Genomic DNA, 13,436 nt, shown 5'->3' with positions numbered 1-13,436 from the left:
TTCTTTGTCGGGCAGTCAGCTGTTTCTGCGTCCTTACTATCAAGCCGGATTTCTTTCCCTGCCGTCAGATAGTTTAGGACACCAGAATATGACTTCACCCTTGCCATCGGGTTCTTCGTTTAAATGGGTATTGCTGTTGGGTACGGCCCTGATCCCTGCTATTTCGGTATCTGCCTTTGCCCAGCAAAAACCGGCACTGGCGGCGGATAGCAGCTTGCAATTCAATATCCCCCGCACCGATCTTGTTTCGGCGATTGATCTGTTATCCCAGCAGGTTGACCGTCCCGTTGCGCTGAGTGACGGGGTGAATGGTCATCAGCAGGTGGGGCCTCTTGTCGGGCGTTATAGCCTTGAACAGGCCTTAAACCACCTTTTGGGGGCAAGCGGTATGAGATACCAGCTTGGTAATGGCAGCATCATCATATTGCCCGGCAAACCTGCGACAGATGTGCTGTCTGCGCGCGAAGACGAGGTTCTGAAACTCGACCCGGTGATTATCGTTGCCGATCATATTGACCGTTTCAATGTCGGTGTTTCCTCGGTCAGCAGTGAAATGATCGACCGCATTCAGGCAACAACCGTCCCCGAATTGATGGATGATTTGCCCGGTATCGATATGAACGGCACGGCCCGCCCGCAGGGCCAATCTCTTAATATCTGGGGGTTTGGCGATCAGGAGGATGTTAAAATCCTGCTTGATGGCGCGCAAAAGGATTTCGAGAAATACCGTCAGGGCACGGTTTTTATCGAGCCGGACCTGATCAAGAAAGTTGATGTGCATAAAGGGGCATTTTCGCCGCGCTCCTATGGGGCATTTGGCGGCACGGTGGAGCTTACAACAAAATCGGCGGCCGATATGTTAAAGGAAGGGCAGGATTTTGGGGCTTTCACCAAATTTGGCTATGCGACCAATGGGAATGAAAATACCGAAACCACGGCGGTTTACGGGCAAGACAAGGATGCCGGGATTCAGTTGCTGGTTTCGGGGACCCGCCGGGCGAATAAAAAGTTCCGCACCAGCGATGGGCAGCGTTTGAACCTGTCATCGGGTACCCTTTATAGTGGCCATTTCAAAGGCAGCCTGGACCGGAACGACCATTTTTTTGAAGTGGCCGGGGCGATGTCCGAAAGCGACCGTTTGGCACCCTTTGCCGCAAAGCGCGGCCAGATTGTTCCGTCTGATTATCAGATTGGGCGGTATGGCTATGATCTTGCTCTCGCACGATCCACAGTGGACCGCGAAACCAGCGACCGATCCTTGTCGGGCGAATATACCTATAACCCCGACAGCGATTTGATCAACACCACAGCAAAACTAAGCTGGTCGCGCACCCGGCAGCGTGATGACCGTCTGATTGATGATATGTTTGTCAGCCTGGGGTTGGGCGGCAACATTAACTGGCTGACCTATGACACTTATACCGCCGATCTTTATAACCAGTCGGACTATGAACTGTTCGGGCTTGATAACAGTTTCACTTATGGGGTTCAGTATAAATATCAGGACCGTGACAGTTGGGCCTATGATCGGTTTAATGCGAAAAAGGCCGACTATAATTATGGATATTTGCAGCCTTATAATATTCCCTCGGGCAATCAGTCCATCTATTCCGGGTGGGGGGAATATAGCGTTGATTTTGGCCATGGCATCGAACTGACACCGGGTTTGCGATATGATTATATTGTCAGCCAAGGGGTGCCCAATGCAGGCAGTCGTTATAACAATCCTGCTGTCGGGCATGATTATGGTCAGGAAACCTATAGCGGGTTTTCGCCGTCGGTGAATGTCTTTTACAAAATGAACCCGAATTATACCTTGTTTGGCGACTGGGCCTATAAGTTGCGCGCCCCGCTGGTGGACGAAATTTATACGGTGGGCAGCAGCCGGGCGACATCCAACCAGCTAAATGTGGAGCGGGTAAATTCAAAGCGGATCGGTTTGGCGACCCGTTTTGATAACGTGATGCAGGACAAGGACGTGGTTCATACCCGCCTGTCGGTATTTCGCAATGATGTGAAGGACAATATCCAGGTTCTGTTTGGCAGCCCGAATATTGCCCGATATGGAGATAATGCGCCGTCTTATGCCAATTTGCCGGGTTATTATACCCAGGGGATCGAGGCGGAGTTTTACTATGACAGCCCGGGTGTTTTTGGCGGGGCGACTTTTTCCGTAATGGAAGGTGAACATAACGGCTCGATCCGTGATACAGAGGCCGCCGATCAGCCGGTTTATGACATTGCGCCGATGAAACTGGTGACGACACTGGGCTACAAGATTGCGCCCTATGACCTGTCGCTGGGCTGGAAAGGCAAGTTTGTCAAACGTCAGACAGATGTTCCTGACGATGCCGTTTTCCCCTATTCGCCTTATCCGGCCAGTGCGGGTTATGCCTTGCATGATATTTTTGTCAGCTGGTCCCCCGATGACGGAGCCTTTTACGGGGCCGAGGCAAACTTCACCATTCAGAACGTCTTTGACAGCTATTATCAACCCTATCTGGGCGTGTTTCCGGGCAAGGGGCGCAACTTTAAATTCTCGCTGAGTTACAAGTTGTGATTTATCGGTAATCGCCAATAAAAAAGACCGGGGCGGCAAAACCCCGGTCTTCTTTTTGTCTGGATAACGGAGGGTGTTCAGACCGCTCCGTTGGGGTCGTTAAGGATAATCCTTATTGACCACCACCAAGCGAGTGAACATAAACCGCCAGCATTTTGATGGTTTCGTCACTAAGCTTGCCTTCCCAGGCTGGCATCACGCCGCGACGGGCATTGGTGACCGTTGCTGTGATGGTGGCCTGGTCGCCGCCATACAGCCAGATATTATCGGTCAGGTTCGGCGCACCCATTTCGGTGATGCCTTTGCCGTTATCGCCGTGGCAGGCCGCACAGTTATCAGCAAAGATTTCTGTTCCGCGTGCGGCGGCGGCAGGGTCGGTTTCCCGGCCACCAAAGGACATGACATGTTGCACGACGTCGTTGATTTCATCGTGCGACAGGATGCCATCCTTGCCAAAGGCAGGCATATCATTGAAGCGGGTATCTTCGTTTTGCGACCAGCGAACACCGACATGAAGGGTCTGCGAGATATCGTCAAGCGTGCCCCCCCACAGCCAGTCATCGTCCTGGAGCGACGGGAAGCCGGTATTGCCAACCCCGCCCGTGCCGTGGCACGGGGCGCAGTTTTCAGCAAATACAGCCTTGCCACCTGCCATCGAGAAATTGAGAAGTTCCGAATCGTTGGCAATCTGGTCAACATCCAGTGCTGCGAGGCGTGCCATATAAGGCGCGCGTTCGGCAGTTACATTTGCCATCGTTTCTTCAATTTTCGACCGTTCGGTAACGTTGAACATACCCTTCAAATAGCCGTGTGCGGTTGGAAAGGATGGGTAAACCACCCAATAACCGATCGACCAGATGATGCAGACCCAAAAGACATAGACCCACCAGGACGGGAGCGGCGTGTTCAATTCCTTGATGCCGTCCCAATCATGGCCAGTTGTCTCGCGGCCGGTAACATTGTCTTTTTCGACATGCGTCGACATAGCTCGGTTCTCCCTCGTCCTAGTCCTTGAACGGGATCTGGGCATGGTCTTCAAAGTCTTTTTGCCGTTTTTTGCTTGGCCACATGACGAAAGCAATAATCACAGCAAAGAAAACCATCAGCCACAGACCCCACAAGGGCCGGAGAAAATCAGCGAGTGCGGAAAAAAATTCCATAATTCGCGTCCTTGTCTCAGCGCAGATTCATGCTTGGGTTGTAGGTGGTGAAGTCCACCATCCGTCCCAGAATTTGCAAATACGCAATCAGGGCATCCATCTCGGTCAGCTTATCCGGATTGCCGTCAAAATCCCCGGTGGCGGCATTCGGATAGCGGGCGAGGAAATCGTCGTAATCCTCGTCTGCGGTGGCCTGAAGATGAAGGTCCGCAACGGCGTCCTTGATCTGTTCATCGGTGTAGGGAACGCCGACCATGCGCAACGTTTGAAGATGTTGTGCAACGTCGTCGAACTTCAGTTCCTTTTTCGCAAGGAACGGATAGCCCGGCATGATCGATTCTGGCACGACTGAACGCGGATCTTCAAGGTGGGCAACATGCCAGGCATTGGAATATTTGCTGCCGACACGTGCCAGATCCGGCCCTGTACGCTTGGAACCCCACTGGAACGGATGGTCATACATCGACTCTGCAGCCAGGCTGTAATGGCCATAACGTTCCACTTCGTCACGGAACGGACGGATCATCTGCGAATGGCAGTTATAGCAACCTTCGCGGAGATAGATGTTCCGGCCTGCCTGTTCCAGCGGCGTGTAGGGACGAACACCTTCGACCTTCTCGATCGTCTGTTCCATCGTGAACAACGGAACGATTTCAACAATCCCGCCGACGATGATGGTCAGAAAAATACCGAGAATAAGGAAGAAAACATTCTTCTCGAGGAAGTGGTGTTTTTTAAGAAGCATTTTCCATCCCTCCTTACTGGACCGCTGCCGGGGCGCTGACCCCGATCGGTGCTTCCCGACGGACATCACCACGGATCGTCTTGTAGACGTTCCAGACCATCAGGAAGGAACCCAGCAGGAACAGGGCGCCACCGGTGGCACGGATGATGTAGTAGGGATGCATGGCTTCAACGGTTTCGATGAAGGAATACTGAAGGAAACCAAGCTGATCGTGGGCACGCCACATCAGGCCCTGCATGATACCCGATACCCACATCGAGGTGATGTAGAGAACGATACCAATGGTGCCAAGCCAGAAGTGATAGGCAACCAGACGCATGGAATACAGGCGTTCACGATTCCACAGAACCGGGATCAGGAAGTAGATCGCACCAAAGGTAATGAATGCAACCCAGCCCAAAGCGCCAGAGTGAACGTGACCGATTGTCCAGTCGGTATAGTGCGACAAACCGTTAACCGCTTTGATCGACATGACCGGGCCTTCAAAGGTCGACATGCCATAGAAACCAACAGCGGCAACCATGAAACGCAGAACCGGATCGGTACGCAGTTTGTCCCAGGCCCCTGAAAGGGTCATCAGACCGTTGATCATACCACCCCAGGACGGCATCCACAGCATGATCGAGAAGGTCATACCAAGGGTTTGCGCCCAGTCGGGCAGGGCCGTGTAGTGCAGATGGTGCGGACCAGCCCAGATATAAAGGAAAATCAGCGCCCAGAAGTGAATGATCGACAGGCGGTAGGAATAAACCGGACGTTCGGCGCGCTTGGGAATGAAGTAGTACATCATGCCCAGGAAGCCAGCCGTCAGGAAGAAGCCCACGGCGTTATGGCCATACCACCACTGGGTCAGGGCATCCTGAACACCAGAAAACAGCGAATAGGATTTGGCGCCGAAAAACGAAACCGGGATCGCCAGATTGTTCCCCAGATGCAACATCGCGATGGTCACGATGAAGGCCAGGTAGAACCAGTTGGCCACATAAATGTGCGGTTCCTGGCGTTTCAGCAAGGTTCCGACAAAGATGGCCAGATAGCAAACCCAGACGATGGTCAGCCAAATGTCAACGAACCACTCCGGTTCGGCATATTCGCGGCCCTGGGTGATGCCCAGCACATAGCCGATAGCGGCCATGACGATGAACAACTGATAGCCCCAGAAAACGAAGGCAGGCAGGGCCTTGCCACCGAACAGGCTGGCGCGACAAGTACGCTGTACGACATAAAACGATGTCGCCAGCAGCGCATTGCCGCCAAATGCAAAAACAACTGCCGAGGTGTGAAGCGGGCGCAAACGCCCGAAATTCAGATACTCGATGTTGAAGTTCAATGCGGGAAACGCCAACTGCCAAGCGATAAGATCACCTGCCAGAAAGCCGACGACGCCCCAAAAGACAGTCGCCAGCGCGCCCCAGCGCACTACGTCCATATTGTAGTCAACGGCGGACGAAGCCGTCTGTGCCATGCTCCCCTGGCTCATTCTCGACTCCCGTTTGCGTGTGCGGGTGGATTGCCGCTTGGGGCCGGCAATCCGAACAGCCCTGGCGGCATCCTGCAATGACCTTGTCATCCCCCGTGCCGCCGACGATTAAAACTTCCGGTTCAACCTGTGATCGTCATTCAGACATACCACATAGTTCAAACAAAACGCATATAAACATAGATTTCCGCTAATATTGGCACATTTCGTTCGCCCTACATTGATTGTTATCAATGATGGGGCGTTTAACGTTATGCGCGAAATAAAACCGGTGACCTTGCTGTCGCGTCGGAATGTTTTGTCGCAGTAATGCTTATGCCTTGTTATTGGGGCGGTTGTTGTTGATGCACATCAACGCTGACCCGTTTTCTTTACGTCATGATCGGCGTATAAATTCGGGAAAACCATCATGTTGAATACCTATAGCGCACGCCCCCTAACCGTCGGGGTCGCAGATATGACCTATCCTTTGGTCCAGATGACCGAAGCCGGGATGACCTTGCAAAAATGGCAGGATTTCGTCGCTGACTACGTTTGTGCAGATGATCCGGTCGCTGAGAGCTTATGGCTTCGTGATAAGGGAATCGTCATTGTCTGCAATGAACGTGGCTATGTTCACGGGTTGTTTTCGTATGAAGTTCGTACCGACATCAGCATCGGGCCGGTTCTACATGTTGATAATGTAAAAGCTGTGGAAATTGTCGCGCGGGGACATGTTCTTAATTGTATGCGCGAGGCAATGGACCGGTTGTTACGGCTGCACGGCTGTGCGGCAACATATGTTGCGGTGGATGAACCTAATATGCGGTTGAAATCGTTTTTTTCAGATGCCGGTTATGTCCCCCGCAAAATCCGCTATTGCGCCCCGGCATCAAAGCCGTGATGCTGTCAGGCTGTAGTCGCTTTTTTACAGCCGGTAGCGAAACGGATATGAACGGAATTTCCTTTACCAAGATGCATGGCCTGGGCAACGATTTTGTCGTCTTTGACGGACGGCGCGATTCGGTTGTTCTGGACATGGACGATGCCACCGCCGCCCGCATTGCGGATCGTAAAACCGGGGTGGGCTGTGACCAGCTTATTGTCATTGAACCATCGCGTGATGACGACGCCGATGCCTTTATGCGCATTCGCAACAATGATGGCAGCGAAGTTGCTGCCTGTGGCAATGCCACGCGCTGTGTGGCCGATGTGCTGATGGGCGAACTGAACCGTCGCGATGTGACGGTGCAAACCGTTGCCGGGCTGCTCGAAGCGCGCGGGCTTGCCGATGGCCAGGTTGCCGTTGATATGGGTCCGGCCTGGCTGGACTGGCGCGAAATTCCATTGCTTAAGGCTGTTGATACCAACCACATTCCGGTTTCGGTCGGACCGCTATCTGACGCGGTTGGTGTCAGTGTGGGCAACCCCCATGCCGTGTTTTTTGTTGACGATGCCGAAAGCATCGATCTGGAAAAATACGGCCCGGTTCTGGAGCATCACGATATGTTTCCCGAACGCGCCAATATCGAAGTCTGCCATTTGATGGCGGAAAATCGCATTCGGATGCGGGTGTGGGAACGCGGTGTGGGCATTACCCGTGCGTGCGGCACCGGTGCCTGTGCGGTTGGGGTTGCCGCCGCGCGCCGCGGCCTGACCGGGCGCACTGTCGAGGTTGTTCTCGATGGCGGCGTTCTGGGCATTGAATGGTTGGCCGATGATCATGTGCTGATGACCGGTCCGGTTGCCACCAGTTTTTCCGGTATTCTCCATCCTTCCCTTTTTGGTGTTCATTGATCCGGTTTTCGCTTCGGGCTTGCACCGGGCTTGCAGATCGGCCAAAAAAGGTTCCCGATGATCGCGCCGCTGTTCTGGCGGCTGTTTCCGGTTTTGGGGCATGGTTTCATTGCCCCGCCGGGGCTTGTTAAACGCAAAGGCAGGTTCTGATAATGGCTGATTTCAATACGCTTGACGGTGTTTCTGTCGCAGGCAAGCGCGTGTTGCTGCGTGCCGACCTTAATGTTCCGATGAAAGATGGCGTCGTAACCGATACCACCCGCATTGACCGGACGGTGCCGGGCCTGATTGAGCTGGCCGATGCCGGAGCGCGCCTGGTGGTTATCACCCATTTTGGCCGCCCCAAAGGCCAGCGCGTTGCCGAAATGTCATTAAAGCCGGTGGCCGATGCCCTGGCAAAACAGTTGGGCCGCCCGGTTATTTTCGCCGATGACTGCATTGGTCAGGCTGCCGCCGATGTCGTAAACGGGTTAAAGGACGGCGACATCGCCCTTCTGGAAAACCTGCGTTACCATGCCGAAGAAGAAAAGAATGATCCTGCTTTTGTCGAAGAACTGACAAAGCTGGGCGATCTTTTTGTCAATGATGCCTTTTCCTGTGCGCACCGCGCCCATGCCTCGACCGAAGGGCTGGCGCGCAAATTGCCCGCTTATGCCGGGCGGCTAATGCAGATCGAACTTGAAGCCCTTGGCAAGGCGCTTGAGGCCCCCAAACACCCGGTTATGGCGATTGTCGGCGGGGCCAAAATTTCGACCAAGCTGGACCTTCTAGGCAATCTGGTGGAACGGGTTGACCAGCTGGTGATTGGCGGCGGTATGGCCAACACGTTTTTGGCGGCCAAGGGTGTTGATGTGGGGAAATCCCTGTGCGAGCATGACTTGCTGGCAACCGCCCGCGAAATTTTCGCCAAGGCCGAAGCCGCCAATTGCGAAATCGTGTTGCCGGTCGATGGTCTGGTTGCCAGGGAATTCAAGGAACATGCTGATTATGTTGTTTCGGATCTGAAAGCGATAGATGCCGATGGCATGATTTTGGATGCAGGCCCGGAAACGATTGCGGATTTGAACAAGCGCCTGGAAAGCTGTGAAACACTGGTGTGGAACGGCCCGCTGGGGGCGTTTGAGATTGTCCCGTTTGACACAGCGACCGTTTCGGTTGCCCAACACGCGGCCAAATTGACCAAGGCTGGCAAGTTGCTGTCTGTCGCCGGTGGTGGCGATACAGTTTCTGCCCTGCGTCATGCTGGTGTGGATGGCGATTTTTCTTATGTATCGACGGCAGGCGGTGCCTTTCTGGAATGGCTGGAAGGCAAGGTTTTGCCTGGTGTGGCCGCCTTGCACCAGGACTGATCCCGGCAGCTGCCCGAACCGGCTTGTCAGCCAGACTGTTGCGTCGGATGATGCCCTGAATGATAAAACCCTCGCCGGTAAAATCTGGCGAGGGTTTTATGTGTTCGGGCGGTTTCCAGTATTGCGATTCACAAAAGGTATAGGTCAAACAATAGGCGCTGTTTGGGGATGATACGGGGTTTGGTGCTGTTTTGAACTGCCGCGCAAGCCGTTATTCCTTGCGGGGTTTGCTAATGTTGCCCTGCACAAAATTAGCAAAATTTTGCAATTTTGGCTCCCATGGGCAGGGTGTCATATTGTTGCCATGTTCTAGCCAAAGGTTGGGGGTGTTAACCCTTCCTGGTTTTGTCACAGCATGGACGTTTGTCACAATGACTGGTCATGACAGCCGATTTCATCACTGCCCGCTCGTTACACCTATTCCCCCGCCTTCGTAACGGGCAGGTTTCTTGAATTTCAGCAAAAAGCTGGCATGTGTCGCTCTCCCCGCGATGCGTGAATAATTGCATGTGTCCCATCTCGTTCAAAAATCCCGTTTACGGAACTAACAGATGATCAAACTGGAGCATCTGACGCGCTGCTATGGTGATTTCATAGCGGTGGACGACGTCAGTTTTAAAATAGAGCACGGCGAGATCGTCGGTTTGCTGGGCCATAATGGTGCCGGGAAAACCACGATCATGAAAATGATTACCGGCTATCTGGAGCCGACTTCGGGCAAAATTGCCATTGACGATCTGGAGGTCGGGCGTGATACCCGCGCCATTCAGAAACGCATTGGGTATTTGCCGGAAAACTGCCCGGTCTGGCCGGAAATGACAGTCATCGACTATCTCGATTATCAGGCCAGCCTGCATGGTGTGCCTGCCGACAAACGCCCGGCTGCGGTGGCAAGTGCCATTCGCCGTACCGTTCTTGACGTTAAGGCAACCGCCACCATTCAAACCCTGTCGCGTGGGTATCGCCAGCGTGTTGGTGTGGCACAGGCGATTTTGCATAACCCCGATATCATCATTCTTGATGAACCCACCAACGGCCTTGATCCCACCCAGATCCGCCATATGCGCGATTTGATCGCCGATCTGGCAAAATCCGCCACCGTGATTGTTTCCACCCATATTTTGCAGGAAGTACAGGCCGTTTGCGAACGTGCGCTGATCATGCGGGCGGGCAAACTGGTGGTCGATGCCCGCATTGATGAATTGCAGGAATCGGGTGGTTTGCTGGTCACCGTAGACCGCGATGCGCAACAGGCCTTTTCAACCGTTCCTGAAATCACCGGCATTGTCAGCCATTCGCAAGAAGGCGGTCGCCATCATTACCGGCTGCAAGCCAGCAATGATGCCGCCCCGGTCATTGCCCAGGCCCTGAGCCGCGACGGCGTGCTGCTTTATGCCCTGCAACCGCAACGCCGCGATCTGGAAACCATTTTCGCCGAGGTCAATGAGGAGGTGGTCAATGGCTGACATCCTGCGTATTTCCCGCAAGGAATTTCGGGGGTTTTTCGCAACCCCGGCCGCCTATCTGTTTATTGGTGCGTTTCTGGCGGTAAATCTGTTTGTGTTTTTCTGGGTTGAAACCTTTTTCGCCCGCAACATTGCCGACGTGCAGCCATTGTTTAAATGGATGCCGGTATTACTGATTTTTCTGGTTTCGGCCCTAACCATGCGGGCCTGGTCCGAAGAACGCCGGGCAGGCACGCTTGAAACCCTGCTTACCGCGCCGGTCCGGCCAATTTCGCTGGTGCTGGGCAAGTTTTTGGCCGCGATGCTACTGGTGGTTTTGGCACTGGTGCTTACCCTGCCATTGCCCGTCACAGTGTCTATTCTTGGCCCGCTGGACTGGGGGCCGGTGATGGGCGGCTATGTTGCAACGCTGTTTTTGGCCGCGTCCTATATCGCCATCGGCCTTTACATGAGCGGTCGCACCGATAACCCGATTGTCGCCCTGATCCTCACAGCCCTTGTTTGCGGTGTTTTTTACCTGATCGGGTCTGATACGCTGACATCGCTGTTTGGTGATAAAGTTGGCGGTTTACTGGCGGCCCTTGGCACCGGCACCCGGTTCCAGTCAATTACGCGCGGTGTTCTCGATCTGCGGGATCTTTATTATTACCTGTCCATCGTGGGGGTGTTTTTAACGCTGAACCTGTTCAGCCTTGAAAAACTGCGCTGGCATGGCAATCCGGCCAGCAACAAACATCGTTTGTGGGGGGCGGTTGCCACCCTGTTTGTGCTGAACTTTATCGCGGCCAATTTCTGGCTGGCCCCGATTACGGCGGCCCGTGCGGATATGACCCGCCAGCATATTTATTCGCTGTCATCCTCGACCAAACAGGAACTGCAACATCTGGCCGAACCGTTGGTGATCCGCGCTTATTTCTCGCCGCGCACCCATCCGTTGCTCGCCCCTCTGGTCCCCCGGATAAAGGATTTGCTGGCGGAATATCAGGTGGCATCAAAAGGGCATGTCCGGGTTGAATTTATCGACCCCACAGCCGACCCCGACAAGGAACAGGAAGCTGCCTCGAAATACGGTATTCGTCCGGTGCCGTTCCAGACCAACAGCCGCTATCAGTCGTCGGTTGTGAATTCCTATTTCGATGTTGTTGTTGCCTATGGTGATCAGTTTGAGACCCTGACTTATGGCGATTTGATCGAGGTGAAAACCCAGGGTGAAGGCGACATTAATGTTGGCCTTAAAAACCCGGAATATGAAATCAGCCGCACCATTCGCAAGCTGGTTAATCAGTATCAGGCCGGCGGCAACCCGTTTGAAAACATGACCCGGCCGGTCACGTTTGAAGGCTTTATTTCGCCAGGTGACAAACTGCCCGACCAGTTGCAGAAATTTCGCAAAACGCTGGATGACGTTTTAAAGGATTATAAAAAGCAGGCAGGCGACAAGTTCAACGTTGCCTTTCAGGACCCCGACGCCAATGACGGGGCGCTGGCAACCCGGTTGCAAGATGATTATGGCTTTGGCCCGCAAGTGGCCAGCCTGATGAACCCGCAACCGTTCTGGTTTTACATGATGCTGAAAAGCGGCAAGGACGAGGTGCAGGTGCCGCTGCCTGAAACCACCGACAAGGCTGCGCTGAAACGATCGATCGATTCGGCCCTGCATCGTATGGCACCGGGCTTTTTGAAAACCATCGCCCTGATGAAACCGGCATCCCCCCCGCCCAGCCCCTATATGCAGCAGGCCCCGGGCCCGCAATATACCGAACTTTACAAAACCCTGTCGGAAAACGCCCGTGTGGTGGAAACCGATTTGAAAGACGGCCATGTGCCCGAAGCAGCCGATTTGCTGATGGTGCTGGACCCGGTTAACCTGGACGACAAACAGCGTTTTGCCATTGACCAGTTCCTGATGCGCGGTGGCAGTGTGGTGATGGCAACATCGCCGTATGATATCAGCATCACCAACACCCTTGCGGCCAAAAAGGTCAGCTCTGGCCTGAAAGACTGGCTTGCCAGTTATGGGGTGACAATCGATGACAAAATGGTGCTGGACCCTCAAAATGCGTCTTTGCCGGTGCCGGTTGAACGTAAAATTGGCGGGATGACCGTTCAGCAAATCAGCATGATGCCTTATCCGCATTTCCCCGATTTGCGCGGCGATCAGTTAAATGGCGATAACCCGGTTACTGCCGGGCTGGACCAGCTAACCTTGGACTGGGCATCGCCGGTTACGGTCGATCCTGCCAAAAACAAGGATCGGACGGTCACAGAACTTCTGCATAGCTCCTCAAAAAGCTGGTTGTCGGACAGCACCGACATTCTGCCCGATTACAAAGCCCACCCTGATACCGGCTTTGCTGTTGCGGGAAGCCGTGGATCGCATGATCTGGCGGTCGCGATTGAAGGGCAGTTCAAATCCTTTTATGCCGGTAAAGACTCGCCGCTTTTGGCCGATGCTGCCAAAGACGCCGACAAAAACGGTGCGAAAAAGAACGACGCTGCGACGGCCAAAAAGGACGACGACAAAAACGTCCAGATTGGCGGTGTGATTGATCGTTCGCCGTCTTCCGCCCGTCTGGTTCTGGTGGGGTCCAACAGCTTTGCCGATGATACCTCGTTAAGCCTTGCTTCGCGCGGGATGGGCACGCGTTACACGGCCCCGTTGGAGTTTATGCAAAATGTGGTCGATTGGTCGCTTGAAGATCAGTCTTTGCTGGCCTTGCGCGGACGGACCCAGTTTGCCCGGACCCTTGTTCCAACATCCGAAGGTTCTGAACAGATGTGGGAATATCTGAATTACGGTATTGCCCTGTTCGGTCTTCTGGCCGTGTGGGGCTGGCGTCGCCGGGTGGCGGCAGCCGAACGCAAACACTACCAGCGCATTCTTCAGGAGGTCTGAAATT

10 protein-coding genes are annotated in these 13,436 nt (G+C 54.0%); 6 read left to right on the top strand and 4 right to left on the bottom strand.

Annotated features, from left to right (window positions below):
• Window positions 1-88: 88 nt before the first annotated feature.
• Entirely contained in the window at window positions 89-2,560 is a 2,472-nt protein-coding gene (locus AAC086_RS09375) for a TonB-dependent receptor (RefSeq protein ID WP_339778102.1), read from the top strand.
• 112 nt (window positions 2,561-2,672) lie between these two features.
• Here AAC086_RS09375 and ccoP read toward each other — a convergent pair whose 3' ends face one another.
• Genes ccoP through ccoN form a run of 4 tightly spaced genes read right to left on the bottom strand, consistent with a single transcriptional unit; the run spans window position 2,673 to window position 5,945 of the window.
• Window positions 2,673-3,545, bottom strand: coding sequence for a cytochrome-c oxidase, cbb3-type subunit III (ccoP, locus tag AAC086_RS09370; RefSeq protein WP_339778100.1), 873 nt, complete (start codon window positions 3,543-3,545; stop codon window positions 2,673-2,675).
• A 19-nt stretch (window positions 3,546-3,564) separates the two neighbouring features.
• Window positions 3,565-3,720: a cbb3-type cytochrome c oxidase subunit 3 gene (locus AAC086_RS09365; protein ID WP_339778097.1), complete on the bottom strand. Its 156-nt coding sequence runs from the start codon at window positions 3,718-3,720 to the stop codon at window positions 3,565-3,567.
• A 16-nt stretch (window positions 3,721-3,736) separates the two neighbouring features.
• Window positions 3,737-4,465 carry a cytochrome-c oxidase, cbb3-type subunit II gene (gene ccoO / locus AAC086_RS09360; RefSeq protein WP_339778094.1) on the bottom strand — a complete coding sequence of 243 codons (729 nt, stop codon included), beginning with the start codon at window positions 4,463-4,465 and terminating at the stop codon, window positions 3,737-3,739.
• 13 nt (window positions 4,466-4,478) lie between these two features.
• Window positions 4,479-5,945 carry a cytochrome-c oxidase, cbb3-type subunit I gene (gene ccoN, locus AAC086_RS09355; protein WP_339778091.1) on the bottom strand — a complete coding sequence of 489 codons (1,467 nt, stop codon included), beginning with the start codon at window positions 5,943-5,945 and terminating at the stop codon, window positions 4,479-4,481.
• Window positions 5,946-6,354: 409 nt separating this feature from the next.
• Between ccoN and AAC086_RS09350 the strand changes: the two genes are divergently transcribed.
• From AAC086_RS09350 to AAC086_RS09330, 5 genes are all read left to right on the top strand, one after another.
• Window positions 6,355-6,828, top strand: a complete 474-nt coding sequence (locus tag AAC086_RS09350) for a hypothetical protein (protein ID WP_339778088.1) — start codon at window positions 6,355-6,357, stop codon at window positions 6,826-6,828.
• Between the two features lie 47 nt (window positions 6,829-6,875).
• Window positions 6,876-7,721 carry a diaminopimelate epimerase gene (gene dapF / locus AAC086_RS09345; protein WP_339778087.1) on the top strand — a complete coding sequence of 282 codons (846 nt, stop codon included), beginning with the start codon at window positions 6,876-6,878 and terminating at the stop codon, window positions 7,719-7,721.
• A 152-nt stretch (window positions 7,722-7,873) separates the two neighbouring features.
• Window positions 7,874-9,070, top strand: a complete 1,197-nt coding sequence (locus tag AAC086_RS09340; RefSeq protein WP_339778084.1) for a phosphoglycerate kinase — start codon at window positions 7,874-7,876, stop codon at window positions 9,068-9,070.
• Window positions 9,071-9,621: 551 nt separating this feature from the next.
• Window positions 9,622-10,536: an ABC transporter ATP-binding protein gene (locus AAC086_RS09335; protein ID WP_339778081.1), complete on the top strand. Its 915-nt coding sequence runs from the start codon at window positions 9,622-9,624 to the stop codon at window positions 10,534-10,536.
• Window positions 10,529-13,432, top strand: a complete 2,904-nt coding sequence (locus tag AAC086_RS09330) for a Gldg family protein (RefSeq protein ID WP_339778078.1) — start codon at window positions 10,529-10,531, stop codon at window positions 13,430-13,432. Before AAC086_RS09335 ends, AAC086_RS09330 begins: the two co-directional genes overlap by 8 nt.
• The last annotated feature ends 4 nt before the right edge of the window (window positions 13,433-13,436 follow it).

Source organism: uncultured Thalassospira sp. (genome assembly GCF_963976115.1).
Classification (GTDB): Bacteria; Pseudomonadota; Alphaproteobacteria; order Rhodospirillales; family Thalassospiraceae; genus Thalassospira.
This window is presented reverse-complemented; position numbering and strand designations above follow the sequence as displayed.

Coding starts and splice junctions, on each gene's coding strand:
- ccoP (WP_339778100.1), bottom strand. CDS start 3,545: ATGTCGACGCATGTCGAAAAAGACAATGTTACCGGCCGCGAGACAACT.
- ccoN (WP_339778091.1), bottom strand. CDS start 5,945: ATGAGCCAGGGGAGCATGGCACAGACGGCTTCGTCCGCCGTTGACTAC.
- ccoO (WP_339778094.1), bottom strand. CDS start 4,465: ATGCTTCTTAAAAAACACCACTTCCTCGAGAAGAATGTTTTCTTCCTT.
- AAC086_RS09335 (WP_339778081.1), top strand. CDS start 9,622: ATGATCAAACTGGAGCATCTGACGCGCTGCTATGGTGATTTCATAGCG.
- AAC086_RS09340 (WP_339778084.1), top strand. CDS start 7,874: ATGGCTGATTTCAATACGCTTGACGGTGTTTCTGTCGCAGGCAAGCGC.
- dapF (WP_339778087.1), top strand. CDS start 6,876: ATGAACGGAATTTCCTTTACCAAGATGCATGGCCTGGGCAACGATTTT.
- AAC086_RS09365 (WP_339778097.1), bottom strand. CDS start 3,720: ATGGAATTTTTTTCCGCACTCGCTGATTTTCTCCGGCCCTTGTGGGGT.
- AAC086_RS09375 (WP_339778102.1), top strand. CDS start 89: ATGACTTCACCCTTGCCATCGGGTTCTTCGTTTAAATGGGTATTGCTG.
- AAC086_RS09350 (WP_339778088.1), top strand. CDS start 6,355: ATGTTGAATACCTATAGCGCACGCCCCCTAACCGTCGGGGTCGCAGAT.
- AAC086_RS09330 (WP_339778078.1), top strand. CDS start 10,529: ATGGCTGACATCCTGCGTATTTCCCGCAAGGAATTTCGGGGGTTTTTC.